Below are 25,858 nucleotides of genomic sequence, written 5' to 3' on the forward strand. Positions count from 1 at the left end.
CGTTACTGAAGGTTCACGAGTACTTTCAGGGTGCGTCCGAAGAGACCCTCGAGGAAGTCGTGCGGCTCGGACGGATCGCGCATTATCCAGCGGGGAGCGTCGTCCACGAGGCGGACGTCGTGCTCACCACGGTGGGCTTCGTGCTGCGCGGGCGGCTCAAGGCCGTCCGGGTCAGCACCAGCGGAACGGAGTCGCTGTTTCGCATGATTGAGCGAGGCGAACAGTTCGGTCTCATGGTCGGCGCATTAAACGAACCTGTGCCGATCCGCGTCGTCGCGCTCGAGCCCACGACGATCCTCAGGTTGGACTACGAAGAAGCGCTCGAACTGACATTCGCCAGGCCGGAACTGCGCCGTTTGTGGCTAAAGACCTACGCAGGAAGCCTGCGAAAAATCTTCCTCGGCTCCGCTCCCAAGCGGTCGACGACAATGCTGGCGCTAATTCACCATTCTCCCGCGACGCGCCCGGCGGCCGAACGACTCATCAAGCGTCTGGGCGATGTCGGTGAGCAACTCGGTGTCTTGAGCGATTCGGACCGGCGGTCGGATTCGCCAAATGTGCGGTTTCGGTCGCTCCGAGAGGACGGCCGAGATCTCACAGCCCAGGAAATTCGGGAGCAGGTCACTGGCTGGCAGGACACCAATCGAATCGTTTTCGACGTCCATACCTACCTGACGCCGGAACGGGCGGCGCAGCTAATGGAACTCGTCGACCGCGCCGTCTATTTCATCCCTGCAGAAGCGGCAGATGCCGCAATCCGCCGCCTGCAGGCGATTGACGTGACGGCCCGGGGCTGGCGTGACAAGATCTCTATCGCCTGGTTGCTTGGGGGCGACAGTTCCGTGGTCTCCGCCGTTCCGAACCTCCCCGAGCTTGCCTCCCGCGATTTCAAAATCTACGAAACGCCGCCAAAATTGCCCTCGGGCCGGTCGCTGGCGAACGGGCTGGAGCGACTGGTACACGACCTCCGCGGCGTGCGCGTGGGCGTGGCTCTCGGCGGCGGGGCCGCCCGAGGCTTGTCGCACCTCGGCGTGCTCAAGGCCCTCGAGCGCAGCGGCGTCGTCGTCGACATGATCGCCGGCACCAGCGCCGGCGCCATGACCGGCATCCTGTACTCCGCCGGCCTGGATCCCGACTACAACGCCGATGCGTTCGCCACCGACCTTCGCCCCTCCTGGATTTTTCGCCACCTGCCGCAAGGCAGCTACTGGCACCTCCTGTACAAGTATCGCCGCGGAACATTCGACTCGATGCTGCGCAAGTACCTGCATGACTGGAAGCTCGAGCAACTGGCCGTCCCTTGTCTTTCCGTCACCGTCGACCTGGTGAGCGGCAACTCGGTCGTGCGCGAACGCGGCGATGCCGTTCATGCGATCCTCGAGAGCATCAACTTGCCCGTGCTCTCCGCGCCGATCGTCCGCAACGGCCAGGCACTGATCGACGGCGGGCTGGTCAACAACATCCCAGCGAATGTACTCGTATCGATGGGTTGTAATTTCGTAATCGCCGTCAGCGTGACGGCAAAGCTCGAGTCGAGCTTCTGCAACATCAAACCTGAGAAACCAACTCTGTCCAGGAAAAACCCGGGCATCGTACCAACAATCCTGCGCAGCCTGCTCGTTCAGAATTACAACCTGAACGCTTTCGGCGTTCAACCGGCGGATGTGGTGATCGAGCCGGACGTGACGGGCATCGACGCCTCGGAGTTCATGAGGGCAAAGGAACTCGCCGTGATCGGCGAGGCAGCCGCGCTCGAACAAGTCCCGAAGATCCATCGGCTATTGAATCGGCTCGATCCTCAACTATTCAGGCCAACCTCTGACGCACATGAGTCCGCGCCGGCGTGACCGGCAGTGCCCGGCCGAACATCAGTGCCGGAAGTAACGAACTCCAAACGACCTAGGCCACCGGCGTCACGGTGCCTGGACAGGTCGCCCGGCGGGACCGCGATGTGGACTCGATCCATCCTTTCAGCGGGCAGAGATCATGGCAACCGGATTTGAACTGCGCAACTCATTCACTGAAAGATCAAGGGGTGATCCTGCACGTCTGGGGCGAGCCATTCCGCCGTCGGTCGGGACCCCGACTGGACCCAGATCCAACTGTCATATCGCGAAGGGCAATTCGGACGATTTCCGGCAATCGTAAGGCGCCTATTTTCTCAAGTCTTTCTCGCGGAAAAACCAAGAATTCCATAGAGATTTTTATTGCATATTATTGGATGCATGAAATCGGTAACGGAGTACGATGGTCGCGTGGTGAAGGTCCAGGCGGCCCACAGGGCAATCCGGTCAGGATGTGCTCCAGCGATTGTTGCGGTGACATATCAAGAGTCATACCAGTTGGCGGGAGTAGCGATCGGACGCCGTTCCGATTCGGGGTGAAGGCCCCGGCCTCCTGCGGGGGACCACGACTGCCCGTGTCGGTTGTCGATGACGTCTGAGTGCTCGGACGCCCCGGAGGGCGACACCCAGGTGAGCTTGGTGCAGTACCGGACTCGTCAGCCCCCGGGAAACATGCGATGCAGGAGAAAGAACAATGACCAAGTTCAAGGTTCTGGGAGTGGCTGCGCTGGCTCTCCTGACGCTGGCCCGCGACGCCACGGCCCAACGTGGGGGTGGTGCGGTCCGTACCGGCGCGCGCGGAGCGGTGGTCGGCGGACTCGTGGGTGGGGAGTCCGGAGCGGCAACCGGTGCCAAGATTGGTGTCGTGACGGGCGCGGCCCGATCCGTTGGCCAGGAGGCCCAGGCACGCGCCCAATACCAGGCCACTGCGGCATACCAGAGCGCCCCCCGCTCGGATTTCAATCAAGCACCCCCGGCGGTTCTGGGCACGGCCCCGCCGGCGGCAACGGCACCCCCGACGGCAACGGTCCCGCCGGCGGCAACCGCTCCCAGGGGAGAGGCTGTCGTTCAGAAGAATGGAAAGCCCGTCGTCGCGGTCACGCTCCCTTCCGATTGGAAGCAGGTCACGGGAACCAACTATATCTCCGGCGTTAGTGCGGACGGACAGGCTTATGCGATGATCGCCACCCTGGACGGGGTCGCGGACAAACCAGCAGGGATCAACAAGGTCAAGCAAGGGCTCCTTCGATACCTTCAAGACATCAAGTACGACGAACAGACCGAGACGAAACGGGGTGCCCTCGTGGTCACCGGCACAGCAAAAGGGAAGAAGGCTGGCGTCGATGTGGTGTTCGCGGTCGGGGTCATGGATGCCGGCTCAGGGCAAATCGTCGGGGCCGCATTCATCATCGATTCCCGGATCGAAGATTACTACAAAGAAACGATCCGCCAGATCTGCCAAACGGTTCGCATCGGGGACGATTTCGCAGCGAAGAAGTAGTCGGAGGGTGGGCACCACCCACTGCGCCCGTTCGGCCCGAGGCACCCGGGCAGCAGGGAACGGGGCAGGCGTCAGAGCCTATGCGCCCGCAACTCGCCACGCTCTGCAGCGTCATGACGGGCGGCGTGCGATAGGTTGCGACTCGGCTCACCAGGCCTTCATGAACCAGAAGATCATGCCGAGGTCGGCGACGCGATCATGGGTCACCGGCGTGGGCAAGCCGGCCAGGAAATACCAGTCGTTGCCCACGTGAGTGCGCAGCCCGGGGGTCAGCGTCACGCTCGTCCGGTCACCGTCGGCAAGGGGGGTGTTCGCCACCACCGAGAGGTAGTAGGTGAAGTCGCCGAACCAGGGCACATCATGCTCGGTCAAGGTCTGACCGATGGCGAGCTGGCTGATCAGGTTATCCCCGCTACCATCCATCGGGACCGCGAGACCGAGCCCGCCCCGGAGCACCCAGCCGCCGGCGAAGTTGTTCCAGAAACCGACGGACGGGGTCAGAACGGTCGTTTTTCCCGCGAGGGGCCGGGTGCCGGTCGGGGTCAATATCGCCAGTTCACCCGTGAGCGAGAAGTCTTTTGTCTCGTGCAGTAACACGCGGGGAGTGAACGAGAGATCGCCGAACCCCGTGTGGCTCTGGGGCGTCGCCGCCCCCGGCCGGTTCGGGGCGATGACGGGCAAGCCGGTGACGGCGTTGTTGCGGAGCACGAACGGGACGTTGATGATCAGGTCCAGACGACGGCTCAACGGAGCGAAGATCGTGTAGGCGCCGAGGTAGCCGTCGCCTTTCGAGCCTCGGTTGAACCCCTGAGCGAACGTGAAGAACGAGAGTCGGTAAAGGTTGCCGTCCGCGGCGTTGATCCAGCCCTGCCGGGGCGCGCCGCCGGAACCGTTGGGCGACGGTACCCAGGCCTCGTTCCAACCCTCGCTGAAAAGCGTCGAGAGCGGCAAGGGCCGCCAGGTGTTCGGGTCAGGCTTGCCGAAGATCGACTCGGTCATCGTGTCGAAGAGGCCCATCTCGACCCGGGATGCTGCCGGTGCCACACCGGGGTAGTACGAGGGTCGGGGGACGGCCGTCGGATCGGACAGCGCCACCGGTGACGCTTCGGTCTCGCCGATATCTGCGAACCGCTGCGCGGGCGTCGCGAAAGGCTTGGACGAGTATTGCGCCCGCGCGGGATTTGTGAAGGTCACGAGAGAGAAGGCGAACGCGGCCGCGAACGCGGCGCCTTGCAGACGGAGCGCCTGGCTTCCTGCCATTGCTGAACTCCTGAAGTATAGGCAACGATCATCCCGGTCCTTCGAAAAGGCGGGATGATCGCAAGCCGGCCCTGCCCCGACGTCTTTCACGGCGGTATTGGTGCGATCCGATGAACGCTTTATTCATCGACGAGAACCAGTTCCGACTTCGACCAAATTCGCTTAAGGCGGTGGAATCATGATCCATTTCTGGGTTTAGGACGGCCAGCGCTCGATGTTGTCGCCGGGTTGTATCAACGTCCCCCTGCCGCTACCCAGAGATTCTGGTGGAGGTAAAGCAACGATTTCTGACAAACCGAACAACCGAGTTTCCTCACGGTCTAACGGCCGTGAGGCATTGCACACCCATTCCAATATCACGTTTCCTGCGTAACCAACACTTAATGTCATCGTCTCGACTGGAACGGATGGCCGGGCCGTCACCTGAGTGATGCCCGGCCGCATCAGTCGACATGCGAAACGGCTCACCGGTCGCGGCGGCCGTCAGCGAGCCGCCGCCGACACCGTCCCGCGTTTACCCGTAGGTCCAGACCGCGTGCCCCCGCACGGTGAACGGAGAACCTATGGACGGTCAGCGTCCCCGACCCAAGCCGCCGACGCCCAGGCCGGGCCGCACCCCCAATCCGGACGCCGGCCCGCCGATACCGCCCCCGCCCATACCCGGTGCGCCAAAGCCCAGACCGGGCTGTACGCCCAGCCCGGACGCCGGCCCGCCGATACCACCCAAGCCGTAGCCGGGCCGGTCGTACCCGTACGCGCCGGGATATCCGGCCGTGCCGCCGGCATACCCGGCGGGATAGCCGGCCGTGCCGCCGGCATACCCGACGTCGTAGTAACCCCCGCCAGCCATGCCGTAGCCGCCCCCGGCACCGTAGTAGCCCGTCGTACCCACGTAGCCCGACCCCGCATAGCCGTACGTGGCGGTCGCGTTGGCCCTACGCCAGTGGCACGCCTCCGACGTCGTCGCCCACGAGACGACCAGCATCAAGGCGACCAGCAGACTCAACTTCAAGTTGCGTGTCATGGTCAGTTCTCCCTTGGGACTCGGTGCGTTCACGATGAATCGGCACGTTCGCGGTGCAGCGCGACGTCGCGTCTGCCCCTCGCGCGTCTAGTCGACGCGCCCCACTTTTGGTATGTAGGCAATCTCACCAGACAAAAAATCCACAACCTTTACAAGTCGTAAACCCATCAGATTTCACGATTCTTGTGATTCGTTGCCAGCATCGAGAGTCTCGGGGGGGGGAACGGTCCCCTGGGGCTCGGCGGCTTAAGCCAGGCTACGGTTCCGCCCACCACCCTTTCATGAAGCGGAGAATCAAGATAGGGCCCGAAGGGGGATGCCGATGACAAGGGCCCGGATCACGGCTAGCTTCGTGGGGCCCCCAGTCGGGAGGGCGCCGACATCACCGCGTCAAACTCGCCGTACCGCGGCCGAGCCCGGGGCGACCCGTCGGCCCAGGCTCGGCCGGGTGGGGTGGGCGCGGCGTCCTCCCCACCACTAATTAAGTGGGCCCCGGGCTGGTTTACGCACTCCGCCCGCCGATGGCGGCTGGGGACGCGACAAGGCTAATATCATCAGTGGTTACCTCCATGGAGGCACGTCAGAGCTAGAGAGCCGCTCGCCGTAACAGCATAATCATTGTTCATTACCGATTTTATTTGAGATGATCCATGTTACCGTCCTTCTTTCGGGGACGATCATTTCCGCTGAAGCCGCCCCGGCTCTCTAAGTACTCGCTATCCAGCTACGATCATTGGGTGAGCTTCCCCGACCGACTTGTCACTCCTTGCAACCAAGCGCGTTCCGGCGATTGCCCACTTGCCGCCGAAGATGATCACCCGGCATGAGGAAGGCGATTGCAAACAGGGTGCCGGCTTTCGCATCGTTTTTCCGCTCAATGAGCAGTCGCTTCTCATGCGGCGTCAGTTTACGAAGGATATCTTCAACGCAACTTCGCCATGTTCCGCCAAAAATGCTCTAGGCTCTCCGTACCTCCGAATAAGGTGGTGAAGATTGTCGAGTCGGCGAGCAGGATATCGCCGCCGCGTGTACCTGTCGGCGGCATCCAGATGAACGAATTAAACTCTCGATTCCCCGCAGCGGTGAATGGATGCGGCCGGGATAGGTCGATGGGCTGCCTGGCCAGAACATGAATGGACTTCGGATCCTCGGTGGTCAGCGCATAGTGCGGCAGATGCAAATGGAAGTTGAACGTGGCCACTCCATTCAGCAAACCCAGCGTGTCGAGATCCTGGTTGATGCTAAGAGGCGCAATCTGATCGGTTCCCTGCACGACGGCAGGCCGGAGCCCGAACTGATTGAGTACGGGCACTTCGAGTCCTTTCATCAGCGACCGCGTGTACTGGCCGAAGCGCTGCTGGCGCGGCACGAGCTCGTCGCCGTGATGCTTGTACTCCATCTGGCGCTGCTGCATGTCGCTGGTAAAGCCGACATCGTGATGTGGTGCCAGGAGCAGGCACGTGCCTTCCCGATCGAGCCACTCTCGGATGGCGTCGATTTCCCCCTGCTCGGCTTCCTGCTCGGAGACGAGGTGGTCGAGGCCGAAAACCATCAACGTATCCGTGTCCGCAAGCACTCTTTCATCGATCGGGAGCTTGTACCCTGCCTGGTCGATGCGTTGGTAAACAGCCACGGGATGATCGGTCGTCTCCCCCACGATCTGCTGGAACGCGAGAGTGGAGCGGTGGAATAACTCCAGGGTACCAGCGATCCCCTGAAGGAAGTTCATCTTATCCCACTCGGCCCCCTCGAAGCTCGGCCAGGCGACCCGGCGAACCTCGGTCATGGTCGAGAATCGATTGTCCAGGTCGGTCGGATCCCGGTTTGCTTCCCACGGATAGCTCCAGGTCCAGTAGATGCTGAAACGTCGTCGACCTGGCGTGTACGGCCGCGGCACGTGGTTCTGGTTATAAGTTCGACCGGTTTGGTTCGTCGCTCCCATTCCCAAGTCCTTCCACAGCTCAAGTTTTCAGTGCGGATTCGGGCGGACATCGGACAGCGCCGCGAGGTCTCGAAGCGCGTTGAGGCCAGGCAGGAAGAAATAAGCCCCGCCTCGGACGTTGGTAAAGGCCGGTAGCCCGGTGATTTTCTTCCGGATCGGTCGCTTGGGGATCTTGAATTCCAGCGTGCCGTCCTGGTTGCCGATGATCGGATCGCGTTCATTGGCGAGTTCGTGGAAGTTCTTGTCATTGGCCCACACGTTTTGCGCAAACTCGAACTGGCGGATCAGGCTCCCGCAGATCACGAAGGCCGCGATCCCCCGCTCCTGGCCATCCTCCGGTGCATCTTCCGGCAGATGCGGCCCATAGGTGGCGCCGCGTCGAATCAGACGCCGCCGGTTCATGTTTGCGGCCGTGTCGCGCGGGTTCATGCGGCGTATGTGCGCCCCCAGCGGCACGGCGTACCCGTGAGGGTCCGATTCCTTGAAGTTGAAGTCGTTGTTCCGCTGCGGATCAGCCCCGAGGGCAGGATCGTCCTTGTCCGGCGCCAACACGAGCGGGGCGCCGCTTCGCCAGCGGCCCATGAGCTTGGCGGCGACCAGTTCCTGTTCCTCCGGGGTCTGGGCGTTCCGGCGTAGGAAATCTCGAAACGCTCCCACGTGCTCTTGCAGGCGGCGGTAGGCCATGTAGCTGCCGTTACGGCGAAGGGTTTCCGGCTGAGGTTGGCTGGCTACGTTCCCGTCCTCGTCGGCATAGCCGAGAATGAATTCGCCCGCCTTCAGTGGCCCGCCCGAGCCGGGCATCGGTTCCTCGCCCGACCCCTCGATGACCGGTTGCGAGAGCCGGTCACGGTAACCGAAGTGGTCGTGCGCGTAGTCAAACGGCGGGGTGGCTTCGAGGTCGAGCGACGAGAGCACTTCCACCGCCTCACATCGCGCGATGAGTGCTTGGTGCTCTGACTGGCAACGCTCGCGTTCCGTGCGATCGCGGGCGAAGAGGATGACGATGGCGTGGAGGTCCGGGCTGGCCAGACGTCCCACCCAATTATCGGGGTGATTCGCGCCCGTGTCGCCGAGGATCTCTGCCCGGGCAACCATGCCCTGCTTGAACTCGTCGGGGAACGAGTCCAGCGATGCCGCATCCAACCCCAGCCCCCGCAAACCGTTCCAGGTGAAGGCCACGGTCACCCAACGCTTGTCCTCCTCGACCGAGGAGCGAGCTTCGGCGGTCGACTGCACCGTCGGCAGGATTCCGGCGAGCCACTTCCTCCCAGCAGAGGGGTTGTGAAAAGACAGAAACTCATAACGTGCCGCGAGCGCCGGCGCACGGGTGAGCAGGATGTGCTGAATGTCGTCAAACTCCAGCATGGTGCATCGTCCTGGTGGATTACTGCATCTGGTCGAGCATCGTGGAGAACGCCGCCTTGAGCTTGAGCGCCTTCTTGATCTCGTCGGCGCTCACGTAGGGATACTCCGCGTATTCGAGGAAGCTCGGGCATTGGTGCTCTCGGACGAATTTGACGAAAGCCGCAGGGTTCGACTTCCAATCTTCGGGGAACCCTTCGAGGTTCTCGAAGATCGTGTTGATGCCGTATATCGAGAAGAGGGCCACGGCATCCTCGGTGTACTTATCGAAGTCGGTGTCGAAGATGCCCTGATACATGAAGTATGTCTCCGTACCGATGTCGAAGAGCACCCAGCGCAGGTAGTGCAGCTTGAGCACCTCGAGGGCGTCGGGCAGACCCGCGATGGTCTCCTCGATCTTCTTTCCATAATCGCGAATGGTCTGCTCCGTGCCGGGCTTGATCTTCGCGATGATCGTGAAGCCATAGCACGCGGGAGTCTTGGGGAAGATCGGGCCGTATCGTCCCTGTTCCTCCTCGAAGAAGCCGTCCTTCGGGATTGCCTTGGCGGCGGGCTTCGCCCAGTCGTGCTGCATGTCAGCCTTCCTGCCTTTCTTATCGCGGGACTTCGCCCAGTGTTGCTTGATTTCTGGGTCGTCCATCGGCACAGCTCACGGCCGATTGTCGTCGTGCGAGGCGGGTGACAAGGCCACGAACGATTACAAACGGGAGGAGAGCCAGAATCGTTGCCTCGAGAAGAAACCAAAATACACAAATATGTATTGATATTGACGATCACACCCAGAACGAGCGTGACGATGAAGACGTTCCCCACATCGTTCCACGCCGGTCGCAACAACTCGTGCCGGCGGCCTGGATTCGAGAAAAATGGCCCACAAGATGGATGGCTGGCCTTCCCGTGCACCCAGATGGGCCTTGACTTCGCAATCGGCGACCTTGCTCGGGTCTCCTGAACTCGTATTGGAGTCGGGCCGAATGCCCCTGTCCAGCCAACTCGCCCGGTGCAACGTTACTGACAGTAGAACGCGGCCTTAACGGATCCGTAAAATCAATAAAGTCCATGCCTGTAAATCAATAAGATACGAAAATTTTTCGATTTCTGCCAGGCCCTCCTCGTATCCATTTTTCCCCTGTCGCTCGCCGGTTGGTGCGCTGATTTCGCGGTCACACGGCATTCTGCCTCGGATCTGGCATCGGTCGCTCCGGTATCGTACGATTGCGCTGCTACGCACTGAGCTCGCCATCGCGGCGAGCGGCTGCCAGGGCGGCCAAGGCCAGCACCCCTCGGGGGGGGACCAACTCGTCTCTTGGTGTTTTCAACGGGCCGACACCGCCCAGTTGTTGGACTGCTCCACTCGGGTGATCGCGTTCTAGAACCAAGCGAGGTGGAGATTCTCGTCGACGCGGACCTGACCCCGGTTGGTGACCCATTCCGTCGCGTCGGGGAGGTCCTCCATGGAGGCCGCCCGTGATTCGAAAAGACATCATCGACCTGTTTCGCGTGCCTGCCGGCTCGACCGTCCGGCTCAAGGATCACAACCCCGGATGGGCCCAGAGCGAGGAGATGGAGGAGCTCGGCAAAGAGGCCCTGAAGGAGCGGGCCCGGCAGACCCTCGACCAGAACCTCGCGGACCTGAATCAGGCGCAGGACCTGCTGTACGCCGACGACCGGTATGCGGTGCTGATCGTCCTCCAGGCGATGGACGCGGCCGGCAAGGACGGGACGATCAAGCACGTCATGTCCGGGGTCAATCCCCAGGGCTGCCAGGTGTTCAGCTTCAAGAAGCCGTCGGCCGAGGAACTGGATCACACCTTCCTCTGGCGCTACATGAAGTGCCTGCCCGAGCGCGGGCGGATCGGGATCTTCAATCGGTCCTACTACGAGGACGTCCTCGTCGTGAAGGTCCACCCCGAGTTGTTGACGGCCCAGCACCTTTCCGCCAAGTCGTTTGGCGCGAAGTTCTGGAGCCAACGCTACAAGGACATCAATGCCTTCGAGCGGCACTTGGTCCGTAATGGGACGGTCGTGCTCAAATTTTTCCTGAACGTGTCGAAGGAGGAGCAGAAGCGGCGGTTCCTCGAGCGGCTCGACCGCCCGGACAAGCACTGGAAGTTCTCCGCGTCCGACCTGGCCGAGCGGGCCCATTGGGGTCAGTACATGCGGGCGTATTCGGACTGCCTGGCGGCGACCAGCACCAAATGGGCCCCGTGGTACGTCGTCCCGGCCGACCACAAGTGGGTCACCCGGGCCATCGTCGCCGACGTCGTCACGACCACGATCCGATCGCTGGACCTGAAGTATCCCGAGGTGACCAACGAAAAGCGGGAGCAACTGGCCGAGGCGAGACGTCAGCTCACTTCTGAATAGTTTAGTTTCAAGCAAATGATGCCTTGAGATGACCGACCGAACGAACGTTCTTCGCGATGCTCGCTTACAAGAGACCGCAGTGTTCCGCTCCTTTCGCAACCCGACCCCGGACCGCGAATCGTTCGGGCTCATGCATCGTCACCGTCGCTGACAGCGCAGACCGACCCGCTGGAGTCATCAACCATGAAAGCGTATGCGACGTTCTTGGTGGTCTTGGCACTCTCGGCAACGCTGGGCCTGGTCGCGGCCCAGGACCGGCCGGCCCCGGCGCCGGCATCGCCTGATGCGGCCCCCCAGGAGAGGGAGGCCGACGTCCGTGCGATTGGCGACCTGCTCGCCTCGTTCATCCAGGCTTACAACGAGAAGGACGCGAAGGCCTTCGGTGCGCTTTTCACCGCGGACGCCGAAATCGAGGACGGGGACGGCACCGTCACGCGGGGACGCGACGCGATCGTCAAGCGGTTCGCAGGCATCTTCGAGCAGAGCAAGGGCGACGAGCTCACCTTCGACTCCGACTCGCTGCGATTCCTCGGGACGGACCTCGCGATCGAGGAGGGCACGGCGTCGCTGTCGACCGGGGCCGACGCACCGCCGGTCACCAACCGGTACAGCGTGATCTACGCCCGCCAGGGCGGCCGCTGGCTCCACGCGCGGATCCGCGACGAGCCCCCCGACGAGGACCCACACGACCAACTCCTGGAGCTCGAGTGGATGCTCGGCGAGTGGGTCAACGAGAGCGATGACGCGGTCGTTCAGACCACTTGCACGTGGTCGAAGGACGGCAACTTCCTGCTCCGCGACTTCGACATCAAGATCGAGGGGCGCATCGCCCTGAGCGGCACCCAGCGCATCGGTTGGGACGCCCAGCGCAGGCAGTTCCGCACGTGGGTCTTCGACGACAGGGGCGGGTTCGCCGAGGGGCTGATGTCACGCGACGGCGACCGCTGGGTCATCAAGGTGACGGGTGTGCGTTCGGACGGGCAGGCCGTCTCGGCCACGACCGCGATCACCATCCTCGGCAAGGACCGGCTCCTCTGGGAGACGTTCGACCGGACGATCGGCGGAGAGGTGATCCCCGACACGGACCGCTTCACCGTAGTCCGCCGTCCGCCGAACCCCGGCAAGTAAGTAAACATGCAACTTCGTCCGTACGTCCGAGTCACCGAGACACGACACGATCTCCCCGGAGGTGGCCCATGGCATCCCGAGTCGGTCGAGGATTCCTGATTATCATCATGCTCCTGCTCGCATCCAGTCTCCCGGTGGTCTTCGCCCGCGGAGGACGTGGAGGAGGTGGCCGCGGCGGCGGGGGTGGAGGATTTCGCGGCGGCGGAGGCGGAGGCGGTTTTGGCGGGGGGATGCCGCGCGGTGGGGGTGGCTTCAGCCGCAGCCCTGCCGTTAGCGCCCCGAGGCCAACCCCACGTCCGTCGCCTGGCGTAGGCCGGCCTGGAGGCCCGCAGGTCGGCGGCGGCCGGCCTGGAGGCCCGCAGGTCGGCGGCGGCCGACCTGGAGGCCCACAGCTCGGAAACCGACCGGGCATCGATAACCGCCCCGGTGGGATCGGCGGCATCGGGAACCGCCCGGGCATCGACAACCGCCCCGGTGGGGTCGGCGGCATCGGGAACCGCCCGGGCATCGATAACCGCCCCGGTGGGATCGGCGGCATCGGGAACCGCCCGGGCATCGATAACCGCCCCGGTGGGGTCGGCGGCATCGGGAACCGCCCGGGCATCGATAACCGCCCCGGTGGGATCGGCGGCATCGGGAACCGCCCGGGCATCGATAACCGCCCGATCGTCGGCAGCGGCAACACGATCAATCGGGGCGATGTCAACGTCGGGGGAATCCGCCAGGACAACCTGGCTGGAATGGGTGTCGACCCGGGCTACGGGGTCCGACCGCCCGCCTACAACAACTGGCGGGGCGCCTACTGGGGATACCATCAGGGATGGGCCAACGGTTACTGGCACGGCTACCACGACAACAACTCCTGGGGTTGGGGCCGGTTCGCCGCCGGCGCCGCGGTCGGCGTAACCGCCTGGGCCCTCGGCTCGTCGTTCTACGACTGGGGCTATGCCAGCTACGGGAACCCCTACTACACGGAAACCGCCATCGCGCAGCCGATCGTCATCGAGCAGACGGTCGCCGGCGGCGAACCTCAGACCGTCAGCGTCCCCGCACTGGCCTACGACTACAGCCAGCCGATCGACACCCAGACGGCCCCGCCCCCCGCGCAGGTTGCCGACCCCGCCGTCGCCAAGTTCGACGCCGCCCGCGAGGCGTTCCGCTCCGGCGACTACGCCGGCGCACTGCGGCTGACCGACGAGGCGCTGAAGGTCCTCCCGAACGACGCGACCCTCCACGAGTTCCGGGCCCTGGTCCTGTTCGCGGTCGGGAAGTATGACCTCGCCGCGGGGCCGCTCTACGCGGTCCTGGCCGTCGGCCCCGGCTGGGACTGGACGACCATGGCCGGCCTCTACCCGAGCATCGACGTCTACACGGCGCAGCTCCGCGCCCTGGAGACCTTCGTCAGAACCAACACAACCTCGACGGCCGGTCAGTTCGTCCTGGCCTATCACTACCTGACCCAGGGGCACATCGACGCCGCCGTGGCCCGGCTCAAGGAGGTCGTGGCCTTGGCGCCCCAGGACACGCTCTCCGCACAGCTCGTCCGGCAGTTCTCCAAGCCCGGCACGAAGCCCGGCATGTCGGCGCCGACGCCTCCCACGACAACGGCGGAGACCCCGGTCAAGCCAGGCAGGCTGCCCGGCAACTGGACCGCGCGACCGAACAATGACACGACCATCCGGCTGAACGTCGCGGACGACGGGGATTTCACCTGGACGGTGGACTCCAAGGGCAAATCTCACCCGCTTGCCGGTAAGTGGACACTGGGTGACAACGTGCTTACGCTCGCACAGTCGGGGGAGGGGGGAGCCCTGGTCGGTCGCATCGCGTGGCAGGCCGACGACAAGTGGAACTTCCGCATGGTCGGGACCGGGGCGGGAGACCCAGGGCTAACCTTTACCCGCTGATCCCTGCAGCCTACGGCCCACGTCGCCCAGGACAGGAGGCTTCCGACCCTGAACTTGACAAATGGATCCATCAAAGAAAGAGCGAGCGATGGTCACAGCACCGAAACAATCGTTGACGCTCTTCGCGGACAGGTTATCCCAGTGGTGGATCCGTCCGGGACCATGAGGGCAACTTCTGACTCCTACCCGCCGTGGAAAACCCGTGGAACCAGCGCCGACCATTCCATCCGACGGCGGAGTTCTCACTCAGGACACGAGCCTACAATCATTTATCGTCGGATGGCGCACCGATCATGCTATCCGAGACGCCAATTCTGAACACACCGCGGAGTCGCTTGTTTAAATCCAGTCCCTTCGGGATGTTCCAAGCCAGCCCCGAGAAGTTCCCGGGAGGTCAGCTGCAGCACGCATATTTTCATAAACCAAACCCAATTCACCATCTCTCATGAATTCCAGGGACTTGCATCACGGGCGATGAACGGTCGCCCCGATGAGGTTCTCAGAACCCAAAGCGATCGTGTTGAAAACCGGGGGTTTCCGTCGCCGAAGACCGTTCAAGAACGAGAACCCCGGTATTCAACACAGTCGCTTCGGGACTGCAAAAACAAAAACGCACGCCCGGAGGACTTCAGGCGCATGGCTTTTCTGCCCCTCAATCGCGGCGGGCGAACCAGACCGATGCTCTTCTCTCAGCGGAGTGAATCAAACCAGCGAGCAATTCAAATCAATCAGGACCTTGTCGATAGGACAGGCATAGGTTTGCGTTCCGTTACCCGCGTAGAGCAGCCCGATCACTTCGCCGGTGGTGCTCACGATCACGGAGCCGGAATCGCCGTGGTCGGAGAAGAGGATGCCGTTATCGCCGACAATTTCGAATTGCTGGTTAAACCAGCAATTTCCAGGGTCGTAGGCGATCGGTCCGACCACAATGCCAACTGCCGTGATCGTGCCATGGGTCAAACCGGTGGTGCGCCCTACCTTGAACACACGGTCTCCCACCTTCGGCGAAGCGGTCCCGTGCGGTCCCGGTAGAGAACGGGTCGGCAGGAAGGCCTGCGTAAACGGGATCGATTGCTCCACATCGGCAACCGCCGCATCCACAGAGTTATATACCACGTTTCCCTTCGCCGGCCGAGCGTTAGCGGGGCTCGGTTGAAGGACGACGAAATCGGTCAGGGTCGCGATATGTTGATTGGCGGCGAACGTCAGGTTGCCCGGTTGGAGAATCCTGTCCGTTCCCTTCTGCCCTCGATTTTCACCGGCCAGCACATGATTGTTTGACAAAACCGCGACTTGCCCGCTGACGCGTCGAACAAAGCAGCCCAAAGTTCCTATAATGATCAAGTTTTGCCCCAAGGCCCCCGCCTGACGTTGACGATCGTCGTCATCGACATTCTGGACCTGGAGGCCGCAAGCGAGCGGGCGGTGCTGTTGCTGTTCCGGGATGAAGCTCGCCGCCAGAGGATGCGGCGTCATCAGGTGTGGTTCGATATCCGACGTCACGCTATCGATGACTACCGGGACCTTTTTTATGGTCTTGGGTATCCTTTTGGCGTGACTCGCCGCCGCGTTGGCGACAATCTTGGCGGTGTTCTTAACGGCTTTGAATCCGAAGGCGTTCTCGTGCCGTGCGATTCCTACAGCCTGGATCTGGGGATCGGCATCGAACAGGTCATCCACGGCCAGATCGAGCGATTCCTTGCAGACGTGAAAAGGCACACCCATTTCGCGAGTCCTCGTTCGTGGTTGTAACAGAACGAGGACCTGGTATATCTCTTACCGAGTGTCGAATCCAGAGGTCACCCCCGTGCTCAACCCTTTAAATGGCGAGGCTGGACAAAGCCGCCGTGCACGATCACCGGCACATTCACCCCATCCAGCGTCACGCTTTTGGGGAATCGGCCAATATCCTTCGGCTCCACCCGCAAGAGGAAGGCGGGCGGATCACTCGTCACCCCCAGGGCATAGCTCCCCTCGTATTCGCCGACGACCTTCTGGTGGGTCTCCGGCTGATCGACCCAACGGAGCAATTGCTGCGTGTCCATGGCAAATCCCTCCTTTTCATAAAATCAATTCTAACGATTCCTCCGCCTGACGTCATCTTAGAACTTCACCCTCGGGGTGCGAGGGATCGCCGGAGATCGGCCGCGGCCGCATCGGCCGCATCGCCTTGGTGAAAGCCGGCTTGACGCGATTCTCGGGCGCGATACGCTGTGGGCTGACGGCACCCGCCTTGCCGCAAAGGGATTGGCAACGCGCTTCGGCACGTGCGAGCGGGATGCCCGAGACGGAAACGGAAAGCGACGGTCATGGAGGACCACGCGATGGCGTTTGATCTGATCAGGCGAGTCGAAACGCTCGGCCACCCGCGTATCCTCGTCGTCGGCGACCTGATCCTCGACCGTTATATCTGGGGCGATGCCGAACGCATCAGCCAGGAAGCGCCCGTCCCCCTGCTCCGTGCGGACTACCGCGAGCACAGACTCGGCGGCGCGGCCAGCGTGGCGACCATGCTCAGCGCACTCGGGGCCGACGTCTGCTTGATGGGGGTGGTCGGACGTGACCTTGAGGCCAGCTTGGTCCGACGGCTGCTCGCCGACCGCGGGATCGACGATCGGCTGGTCCTCGAGCTCGACGACCGACCGACGACCCTCAAGGAACGCTATATCGGGCGGGCCCAGGATCGGCATCCCCAGCAGATGATCCGGGTCGACTACGAGACCCGCGACCCGATCCCCCCGTCAATCGAAGCCGCGCTCGACACCAGTATTCCGGAAGCCGTCAAGAATTCCGACATCGTCCTGATCTCCGATTACGACAAAGGGGTCTGTACGCCCTCCTTGCTTCGCAGGCTGATCGCAGCCTGCCGGAGCCTCGGGGTCCGCGTGATCGCCGACCCGATCCGCTCGTCGGATTATTCGAAATACCACTGGGTCCACTGCATGACCCCGAACCGCCTCGAGGCGCAGCTCGCCACCGGGATGACGATCACCAGCCCCGAGGACGCGATTGAGGTGGGCCGGCGACTGGTGGAAACGCTCGATATGGAGGCGGTGCTCGTCACCCTCGACCGGGACGGGATGGCCCTGGTTCGCGCGGACGGACGCTCGGAAATCGTGCCCACCCGCCCCCGCCAGGTCTACGATATCACCGGCGCGGGGGACATGGTCCTCTCGGTCGTCGGACTCTGCCTCGCCAGCCGGGCCGACTACGATGAAGCGGCCGCGCTCGGTAACGTGGCCGGAGGACTCGAGGTCGAGAAGATTGGGGTCGCCCTGCTCTCCCGCGAAGAGATCCTGGGGGACCTGATCGATCACCATCGCGCCGAGGGAGATAAGCGGCTCGGACTCGAATCGCTCGTAGCCGACGTTCGCAGGCGGCGACAGGCCGGGCAGCGGGTCGTCTTCACGAACGGCTGCTTCGACTTGCTCCACATCGGCCATGCCCGCTTGCTCAGAGAGGCGGCCACGCTGGGCGATTTCCTCGTGGTCGGGATCAATTCCGACGCAAGCGTGCGCCGGCTGAAGGGCCAAGAACGGCCGATCAACCCCGAGGACGCCCGGGCCGAGCTGCTGGCCGCACTCGAATGCGTGGATGCCGTGGTGGTGTTCGACGAGGATACCCCGCTCGCCTTGATCGAGGCGATCCAGCCCGACGTGCTCGTCAAAGGGGGTGACTACCGCCCCGACCAGGTGGTTGGCCGGGCAGAAGTTGAGGCGGCGGGAGGAACACTCGTTCTGATCCCCCTCGTTCAAGGACATTCCACGACTCGGATCATCCATCGGGTGGCCGATCGCACAGTCGTTTCCCACCCCCCCGAGAAGACTCCCCCCTCCCCCGCAATTCGGCCCAGCGGCGTGGTTCATCCCGCGTCGTCCTGATCCGGAGCGGGGCGACCAGCGCTCATCGTTGACGACTCGTTCAAGCCGCGCGGCCTGTCGAGCCGATCAATCCTACTGCTTGCGCAGGATGCGCTGCGGGTCCAGACGGAGCTCTGGACCCGAAGTCAGCTCCGGGTTAGCCCAGCCGGGGACCCTGGAGAACAAAAAAGGGGTACGGGAGGCCAGTTCTGATGACTCGCCCTCGCCTGAGGATTGGGTCCGAGCTACTCCCGGTGTGCCTGATCCTGGCTAGCCTGGCCGGCACATCGTTCCTCATCATCTCGATGCACCGCCGTGCAACGAGCCTGAGGAAAAGAGCGCCGACCCATGCGGCGCCTCCACTGGCCGCGAACACAACCATCCGATCTCCGGTCCTGGTTCCGCCGTCGCCCGCGCCACCCGAGCCGGAGCCGGAGCCAACGCCGGCACCGGTGCCAATTGCACTGCCGGCAGCTCCGCTGGAAGATCCGACCCGAACCGCCCTGGCCCGATTGGGTGCCGAAGAGGCCAAGCAATTGCTCGCGGCCCAGGCCGCCGATCGCAAGGCGGAGGCCCTCGAACGTTCGATCAAGGCGGCGTTGGCGGAATCGCAGCGCTGGAAGCGTCGCGAGCAACTGATTCGCGGCCAGATCGACTCGATCGCCGGTCGGGTTCGCTCCCTCGAGCAGGAAGCCGACGCACTGGCGATGGAGCGTGACGTCCTCGCCCAAGAGCTCGATTCCTCCAAGGCCGCCTTGATGAAGGCGCAAACCCGGTCCAGCTATGCGGTACTCCCCAACCGAGCACCAAACGGCACCTGGCGGCGGCCGATCGTGATCGAGTGCCACAACGGCAACGCCACGATCCAGCCGGGAGGACCAACCTTCAACCTGCTCGATCTCTCCGCACTGCTCGGCGCCCGCTCCAGCCCGCTCTTGATCGCGGTCGTTCGCGAACTCACCCGGATCCAGGGCGTGACCGGTCCCGACGGGGCCCCAACCGTCCCTTACATCTTCTTCGTCGTCCGCCCCGATGGCATCCGCCCCTTCTACGATGCTCGCGCCCGCCTCGAATCGCTGGGAATCGCATTCGGTTACGAGCTTGTCGATCAAGACATGGAGATTGACTATCCGAACCTCGATCATCCGGACGAGTGGGATGGATCGCCCAAGCTGAGCCCATTCCCCGCACTCGCCATGGCCGGAAACTCGGGGGCACGCTCCTCGTCTCGATCGGGTTCGGGTGAAGGGGGCAGGCAGGGGCACAACATCGATGATTACCGCTGGCCGACCGGTTCCGCCGGCTCGAGTGAAGGGGACGGGGTCCCGTCGGAAGGAGGCGGCCGACGAACCTCGGGCGGGGGTCGTCTCTCGGGCTCCGGCGTCTCACTCGGCGACCTCGGTATGCCCGGCGATCGGGGAACATCCTCTTCTTCTCGAAGCCGAGGGTTCGCCGACCCCGACCGCGCCGGCGAGTTTGGACGCGGGATCGGACAGGCGCGAAACCAAGCGGCAGGATCGGCGGCCACTCCAGGAATGCTGCCGCCACTCGGCGGTTCGATCGATCGACCGGGCATGATGCCGGCGACGGGGGGGCCGGTTGATCGTGGCAGCCCAGGCGCTCCCTCGGGATCCTTCGATGGCTCCGGACGGGCTGGCTCGAACCATACCGGTGGTCCCCAGGCGGAAAGCCCGACCGGATCGTTCGCCGGGTCCAGACGTTCTCGCTCGAACAACAACGGTCCCCAGGCGGAAAACACGGCGGGATCGTTCGCCGGATCCGGACGGACCGGCGCGAACAATACGGGTCCCCAGTCGGAGCTCCCATTCGGAGTGAATGTGCCCACCCCGGGAGGAACTGTTGGGCAAGGGGAACGGACCGCGTCGGCCCCGCCCCATCCGGACGACGTCTCGAAGCTGGATGGTGTCTCGTTGATGGGTCGGCAACCCGGTGAAGGGGCACCGTTTCGCCCGCGCGGCCTCTTGCCGGGAGAACCGGGCGCTCCGCCCGAGGAGAGCGAGAACGCATCGGGTTTCGCCGACCACCAAGGCGGAGGACAGGGCGGCGGGCAAGGCGCGGGACAACGGCCAGGCGGTGGCCAGAGTGGCGGCCAAAGCGGCGGGTCCTCGTCCGGCTCGTCCGGGTCAGGGACCGCGTCCGGAACGGCCACAAGCGGGTCGTCGGGAGGAGTGGCCGGCGGCCGCTCCCAGGGAGCGGGCGAGCCCTCGCCGGGCTCCCGCGCCCCATTGAGGATCGAGGTGCCGATGGAAATCGTCGTCGCCTGCGGACCGACTGGGGTGGTCATTCATCCGGGCGGATACACCGTCTCGCTTAAAGCGCTCAAAGGGAAGGAGCCGATCTTCACCACGTCGTTGAAGACGATCGTCCGGCTCCGTCAACAGGTGGACCCGATGATTCGACCCAAGCCCACGATCCGGTTCCTGGTCGAACCCGGCGGCGGCGAAACCTACCGCGACGCCCGCCGCGTGACGGTCATCTCCGGCATTCAGTGGCCGACCATCCTCCAGGTGGCCGATACCCGGGTGCTCGACTTCTTGCCAAGGGAGCGGTTCTGATGGGAGACCGCACGAAGAGCAACGAGAGAGTGGTGGTCGAGACCGAGTCCTATCGCGGGATCATGGTCAACCTCGTCGGCCTATTGGGCACGGTCATCATGCTTCTGGTCCTCGTCCGAACCGGAACCAAGCCGGCGGCCCCGCCGGCGCGAATCGAGGCCTCGGTTGCGGTCGCGACCGCCATCGCTCCTCCCCCGGCGCAAGTGGCAGCCCCCAAGCCAAAGCCAAAGCCAAAGCCAAAACCGGCCCCTGTCGCCGCTCCCGCGCCTGTCCCCGCATCGAAGCCGCTGGATCGAGCGGCGGTGGCCCGCGCGGAGGAGCAGATCGACGCCACGAGCCGCGACCGGGCTCGCGCCGAGGCCCGCGCGGAGGACGCGGCAAAGCGTCTTGCCGAGGCCACCACCCAGGCCGCCCTCGAGGCTTCGAAAAACCGGAAGCTAGCGCTCCGAGTCCGCGATCCGAGTGCCCAGCTCGCCAGCGTCACCGCTCGAGGCGGATTCCTCCAGGCCGAGCGTGACCGCCTGAAAGCAGAGTTGGGGAAGGTGGCCCAGGCTCCCCGTCCCAAAGCGAAGTCGTTGATCGAGAAGAATCCGGTTGCCAAGCCGAGCGGAGGCAACGAATATCATTTTGAGGTCCGCCGCGACCGGGTGGCCTTCATCGACCTCGATCGGCTCATGGAACTCGTCAAGGCCGACGCCCAACTCCGGATCCGCTTGTCCGAGAGTTCGCGGGTCGTGGACTCGAGGGTCGGACCCGTAGGCGCATTCTCACTCGAGTACGTCCTCGGGCGAGCCATGCCCAACGGTATCGAGGAGTTGATGGAACGGCACGGCCTCAACTTCGACCTTCGCGGCTGGGAGATCGTCCCTGAGTTCGAGGGACGCGGCGAAACCTACGAGCGAACCCGCCAGCCCATCTCGCAGTATGCCCTCACCATCAATCGCCTGACCCCGTCGCGGGCCACGATCACGATGTGGGTCTATCCCGACGGTTTCGCCCTCTACCGCAAGCTCCGTGACGACCTCCACTCCCGCGGCTACACGGTGGCCGCTCGGCCCTTACCCGAAGGCATGGCGATCCGTGGGAGTCCGGCCGGATCCGTCTCCGCGGGCCAGTAGTCCACCGCATCTCAGAACATAAGCCCCCGAACATGCAAACGCAGCGGCGGCACGTCGATAACGCGGACTCCGGTACGGAGCCCGCCAACGATCCATCGACTCGACGTGTTGCCGCCGCGGGTTCGCCAACCCTTACCGTCCGTATCGCCTGACCCAGCGCGAGCGTCCTGGCCCTCACATCCATTCACATCCGAAGACCTGCCGATCCCCAGATTCGTCACTCCTCTTCATCTTGAGGGAGCGACCGTAGGTGGCCAGAGACACAAGCCCTGGGAACGAGGAAGCAAGGTCCGGGTGCAACGCGCTTCCGTACTCGATACCTGTGCGCGAACGCCTTGGCCCAAACTTATTGCTTGATGATTCGGTCTCGCGCAGGGCCGCTTGAGGCCTTGAGGCCTTGAGGCTGCGCGAAGACGAATCACCCATTGAGGCCTTCTGAAGATTCGCCGATGCACATGGTCTGGACCACGATTCGTTTGCAAAGACTGGAAGCCACGTGTCTTGCAACCCGCACGAGGCTCAGTCCGTGGCTCATCCGACCACGCCGTTCGCCGCTTCCTTCCCCCCGCTCCGCGACCTGATTAAACTCACTATCTCAATCCGCCGCCAGAGTGAGTTGGGCCTGTCACCGCGGGGTCCCGGCCACCCCATCGAGATCCCCCAACAGGTCGCTTGCAGTGATGATGATAGTGGTGACCAAGCGGCTGACCACCTTACCTCCACGCCCACGCCACCACGTTCGTCTCTCGTTTGGGCCTCAACCGGTTTCCGGTTCGGAGCACACACTTCAAGCGGCATGCCTGGATCTCGCTACTGGTGGCTAAGAGACTGTCCCATAAGCAGGGTTAGGCCGATTTTCGGTAGTGGAACTCGGCGTCCGCTGTCGAGGGCTTGAGTCGATTGAGCATCAATTGGATCATGGCCAATTTGACAAACGACTCCGACGACAGGACGCTCTTTTCACGGTCCTTGCTCAAGCGTCGACATCGGCCGAGCCACGCGAACGTCCGCTCGACCGTCCAGCGAATTGGCAGGAGCACCCAACCCTTGGCATCCTTGGGACGTCGCACGATGGTCAATTCCCATTGCTCGTGCTCCTGGACCCAAGCGTAGAGATCGAAGTTATGATACTTCGAGTCGGCGTACATCCGTACGACTTTGCTCATCGGTTGGCCGTCCAGCCGAGTGAACAGTTCGGTCGCCCCCTTGGCGTCGTCGACATCGGCGGCCGTCACCAGAACGGCCAGCAGCAAACCCATACTGTCCACCACAATGTGGCGTTTCCGACCATCGACGTTCTTGGCGTTGTCGCGGCCCCGCTCCTCGCCACCGGAGGTGGTGTCGACCGACTGGCTGTCGACACTCGCCGAGGTGCGGGGGTGGTAAGGCTTCTCTACCGTGCGGACTTTACGACGAAGTAGGTCGTGGATTTTGTCGAAAGTTCCATCGTGCCGCCACTCATTGAAATACCGCCAGACGGTGCTCTTGGGCGGGAAGTCCACAGGGAGGTATCGCCACTGGCAACCGGTGCGGAGGATGTAGAAGATGGCATCGACGACGTCCCGCAGGTCGGTCTTACGAGGCCGTCCGCCGAGGGGCGCAGGCGGGAGATGCGGCTCGATCAAGGCCCACTGCTCGTCGGTGACGTCGCTGGGGTAATGGTGGGTTCTCATACCACTTCTACGTCGCTCAGTGCTCGTTTGTTCCCCTTATGGGACAGTCTCTAAGTTCAAGTTTCGCATAAACAGGGACGGATCGGGAGCGGCCCGAGGCCTGTTATCGACCCCGGCGACCCCTTGATCAAGTGCGAGTGAGGGCCGAAATCTCCGGCCGATGTCGGCTCAGCCCGCGCGGCTGAGAAACTCGGTGAGCTGCGCAATCCAGGCTTTTAGGTCATACCGGTTGGATAGCGCTCCCTCGGTTTTCTCCTCATAGCTGACCCGCCTCAAGGTCGTCAGCAGGTCGGCAAACGAGGCCTCTTGCTTCTTCGGATACCACGGGCGGACCGGAAAACGAAGAAATCGATGACCGGTCTGGTGGAACCAAACCACCACCAAGCTGTAGAGAAACAACGCCATCGGCGCGGTTCGCTCGATGGCCTTGGGGAGGCGATTGGCGGGATCCTCGAGGCCGAGAAGTTGCTTGGTATTTTCAAAAGTACATTCGATTGCCCAACGGTACGAGTAGGCCGAGAGAATCTGCGGGACGGTCCAATCGAGCTTGGTGCAGTAGAACATCTGATCGGGACGTTTCCCCTGGAGGTCACGCACCAAGACGATCGTCAGGAGTCGGTCCTTGCCGGCCTTGTAGTAGAGGGCCTGGATCGTCTTGACCGCCAAGCTGGCATGGAGCCCGAACTGGTCAAAGTCGTGTGGGGTCCAGGGTTGATTCGCATCCTCGGCCCACTCCTTCATGCCGGGGAGGCGCTGGCCTTTCTTGCGGGGCGCCCCTTTGGATTTCTCCTCCTTGGGAGGCGCTGGCTCATAGAGGGCCCCCTTGGGATGGACATGGCTAATGAGATGGACCGTGGGCGGAAGTTGGCCGAGGATGCTCTGGCCCCCATAGGCGCTGTCGCCGGTGATGACGATCTCGTCGTCGGGGAACCAGTCCGCCGCCAAGTGGATCAATTCCATCGCGAGTTCGGGGCGGGTGCGATGATTGGGATCGGGCTTTGCCTTTTTCTTTTTCTGGTTCTTTTTGCCCTTGGTTAAGCCTTGGCGGTTGACATAGAGCCGCATGGCGATGGGCAAGGCAAAGACTTTGGTCGGTGCCCAGAACGGGTGGACGACGATCAGGCAGAGGACGACCCAGTCGTGTCCCCAACTGACGAGAGCTTTGGCTCGACTGGAGATGAGTGGGTCGTAGTGCATGCCGGCGCCGTAGAGGGTGAGTCCGCGTTTTCGGCAGAGGGTGTCGTCGACGGCCCAGTAAAAAGTGGCGCCCGGTGCGAGGATGGAGACGACAAGCTTGGCCAGGGACATCGAGAAGTGATCGAGGTCCCAAGCGGCATGGCTGAAGAAGCGATGGAAGCGTGACCAATGTCCGATGCCAACCTGGCCGCTGGAGAAGATGAGTTCGGTAATATAGCGGTGGCGATTCGAGAGGATCCAGCCGGAGGCGATCAAGGTGAAGGTGTGGAAGGAGGGATTGGTGAAGACGGGTGTGAATTGCTGTAGCAAGAGGAGGAAGGAGGGTGTAAGTTCCATGGGTCGGCGTCCTGTGTCAGGGGAAATTGTTCGGTGTAAGGCCCAAACAATTTGCCAAAAACTGACAGAGACGCCGACGTTTTTTTTGGAGCCCTATTGAATCTACAAGTCGGAATTTGACATTTGGGAAAAGTGCGAAACTTGAACTAAGGCGGTGGCCGCCCACGTCGCCGAGCAGGGCCACTTCGAAGTTCAGTGCGCGGCGGGCGACAAGTCCCTAGTCGGGGCCGCCAAGCCCGACTCGCACCAGGCCCGTTGTTTCCACGGCGAGCGACCTAAGGGGGCTGACGACAAGGCAAGTTGGACCCGACCATTGATCAGGGCCACCCACTCCAACGAACGAACTTCGATGCGAGGTTGACCGAGGGTCGCTGAGAGCATGCGGGCGGCACACCCGACCAGTCAGGGGCAACCTTCAATAACCCATGAACCGCTGAAAACACCTACATTTAAACATCACTTTGCATCTCTGCATGCCCATGCCTTAGCTCATTTCCTTGGCCTGATCCCAGCGAGCTATTACCGATCCTCGATTTCAACGCTTTTCATTCCACAAATATCGCGATTCAACGCCCGATCATCACCCACTCCGCTCTTCTTGATCGGCTCAATCGTCCTGATGGTTCTTTGGGAACCTCATCAACCTCAAATGAAACAGGTATTTCCGTGATTTCGTTCGATTTCTTGGCGCAGACGACTTGCCCCGACGATGAACCGGGTTTGCTGGCCCAGCCGCTCACCTTCGCAGACAAATGACCAGCTC

Annotated in this window: 17 protein-coding genes; 8 read left to right on the plus strand and 9 right to left on the minus strand. The window is 62.9% G+C overall.

Annotation, left to right across the window (positions count from 1 at the left end; all coding sequences use genetic code 11):
- Positions 1–59 precede the first annotated feature (59 nt).
- A complete protein-coding gene (locus BUS42_RS10675) occupies positions 60–1,847 on the plus strand; it encodes a patatin-like phospholipase family protein (RefSeq protein ID WP_159452197.1) in 1,788 nt (595 codons plus the stop codon).
- Positions 1,848–2,538: 691 nt separating this feature from the next.
- On the plus strand, positions 2,539–3,345 hold the full coding sequence (locus tag BUS42_RS10680; protein WP_074306898.1) for a hypothetical protein: 807 nt from the start codon (positions 2,539–2,541) through the stop codon (positions 3,343–3,345).
- Positions 3,346–3,492: 147 nt separating this feature from the next.
- On the opposite strand, the gene BUS42_RS10685 is transcribed toward BUS42_RS10680, so the two are convergent.
- The 5 genes from BUS42_RS10685 to BUS42_RS10705 all read right to left on the minus strand — a co-directional run bounded on the left by BUS42_RS10685 (position 3,493) and on the right by BUS42_RS10705 (position 9,507).
- Entirely contained in the window at positions 3,493–4,605 is a 1,113-nt protein-coding gene (locus BUS42_RS10685) for a hypothetical protein (protein WP_074306899.1), read from the minus strand.
- Between the two features lie 571 nt (positions 4,606–5,176).
- Complete coding sequence (locus tag BUS42_RS46130) at positions 5,177–5,629, minus strand: hypothetical protein (RefSeq protein ID WP_074306900.1); 453 nt, start codon at positions 5,627–5,629, stop codon at positions 5,177–5,179.
- Between the two features lie 922 nt (positions 5,630–6,551).
- Positions 6,552–7,571 carry a hypothetical protein gene (locus BUS42_RS10695; RefSeq protein WP_074306901.1) on the minus strand — a complete coding sequence of 340 codons (1,020 nt, stop codon included), beginning with the start codon at positions 7,569–7,571 and terminating at the stop codon, positions 6,552–6,554.
- 27 nt (positions 7,572–7,598) lie between these two features.
- Positions 7,599–8,936 carry a Dyp-type peroxidase gene (locus BUS42_RS10700; protein ID WP_074306902.1) on the minus strand — a complete coding sequence of 446 codons (1,338 nt, stop codon included), beginning with the start codon at positions 8,934–8,936 and terminating at the stop codon, positions 7,599–7,601.
- Positions 8,937–8,955: 19 nt separating this feature from the next.
- Positions 8,956–9,507: a hypothetical protein gene (locus tag BUS42_RS10705; protein WP_074310952.1), complete on the minus strand. Its 552-nt coding sequence runs from the start codon at positions 9,505–9,507 to the stop codon at positions 8,956–8,958.
- 893 nt (positions 9,508–10,400) lie between these two features.
- On the opposite strand from BUS42_RS10705, the gene BUS42_RS10710 reads away from it, so the two are divergent.
- From BUS42_RS10710 to BUS42_RS46135, 3 genes are all read left to right on the plus strand, one after another.
- Positions 10,401–11,300 carry a polyphosphate kinase 2 family protein gene (locus BUS42_RS10710; RefSeq protein WP_074306903.1) on the plus strand — a complete coding sequence of 300 codons (900 nt, stop codon included), beginning with the start codon at positions 10,401–10,403 and terminating at the stop codon, positions 11,298–11,300.
- Between the two features lie 183 nt (positions 11,301–11,483).
- Positions 11,484–12,428: a YybH family protein gene (locus BUS42_RS10715; RefSeq protein ID WP_074306904.1), complete on the plus strand. Its 945-nt coding sequence runs from the start codon at positions 11,484–11,486 to the stop codon at positions 12,426–12,428.
- A 68-nt stretch (positions 12,429–12,496) separates the two neighbouring features.
- Entirely contained in the window at positions 12,497–14,335 is a 1,839-nt protein-coding gene (locus BUS42_RS46135; protein WP_074306905.1) for a tetratricopeptide repeat protein, read from the plus strand.
- Between the two features lie 702 nt (positions 14,336–15,037).
- On the opposite strand, the gene BUS42_RS10725 is transcribed toward BUS42_RS46135, so the two are convergent.
- Together BUS42_RS10725 and BUS42_RS10730 are read right to left on the minus strand one after the other, a co-directional pair.
- Complete coding sequence (locus BUS42_RS10725) at positions 15,038–16,060, minus strand: Nal1-like putative serine protease (protein ID WP_074306906.1); 1,023 nt, start codon at positions 16,058–16,060, stop codon at positions 15,038–15,040.
- 86 nt (positions 16,061–16,146) lie between these two features.
- Positions 16,147–16,380, minus strand: coding sequence for a hypothetical protein (locus BUS42_RS10730; RefSeq protein WP_074306907.1), 234 nt, complete (start codon positions 16,378–16,380; stop codon positions 16,147–16,149).
- 279 nt (positions 16,381–16,659) lie between these two features.
- On the opposite strand from BUS42_RS10730, the gene rfaE2 reads away from it, so the two are divergent.
- The 3 genes from rfaE2 to BUS42_RS44325 all read left to right on the plus strand — a co-directional run bounded on the left by rfaE2 (position 16,660) and on the right by BUS42_RS44325 (position 21,889).
- Positions 16,660–18,216 (plus strand): D-glycero-beta-D-manno-heptose 1-phosphate adenylyltransferase, encoded by a 1,557-nt coding sequence (gene rfaE2 / locus BUS42_RS10735; RefSeq protein WP_074310954.1) that lies wholly within the window; start codon positions 16,660–16,662, stop codon positions 18,214–18,216.
- Between the two features lie 191 nt (positions 18,217–18,407).
- The gene (locus BUS42_RS42645; protein WP_143206287.1) at positions 18,408–20,771 is read left to right on the plus strand and encodes a hypothetical protein; all 2,364 of its coding nucleotides are present in this window, start codon (positions 18,408–18,410) and stop codon (positions 20,769–20,771) included.
- Positions 20,771–21,889, plus strand: coding sequence for a hypothetical protein (locus BUS42_RS44325; RefSeq protein ID WP_074306910.1), 1,119 nt, complete (start codon positions 20,771–20,773; stop codon positions 21,887–21,889). The genes BUS42_RS42645 and BUS42_RS44325 overlap by 1 nt, the downstream gene beginning before the upstream one ends.
- An 845-nt stretch (positions 21,890–22,734) precedes the next feature.
- On the opposite strand, the gene BUS42_RS10755 is transcribed toward BUS42_RS44325, so the two are convergent.
- A complete protein-coding gene (locus BUS42_RS10755) occupies positions 22,735–23,562 on the minus strand; it encodes an IS5 family transposase (protein WP_074305915.1) in 828 nt (275 codons plus the stop codon).
- Between the two features lie 168 nt (positions 23,563–23,730).
- Positions 23,731–25,095, minus strand: coding sequence for an IS701 family transposase (locus BUS42_RS10760; RefSeq protein WP_074304624.1), 1,365 nt, complete (start codon positions 25,093–25,095; stop codon positions 23,731–23,733).
- Between the last annotated feature and the right edge of the window lie 763 nt (positions 25,096–25,858).

The organism is Singulisphaera sp. GP187 (assembly GCF_900129635.1).
GTDB lineage: Bacteria > Planctomycetota > Planctomycetia > Isosphaerales > Isosphaeraceae > Singulisphaera.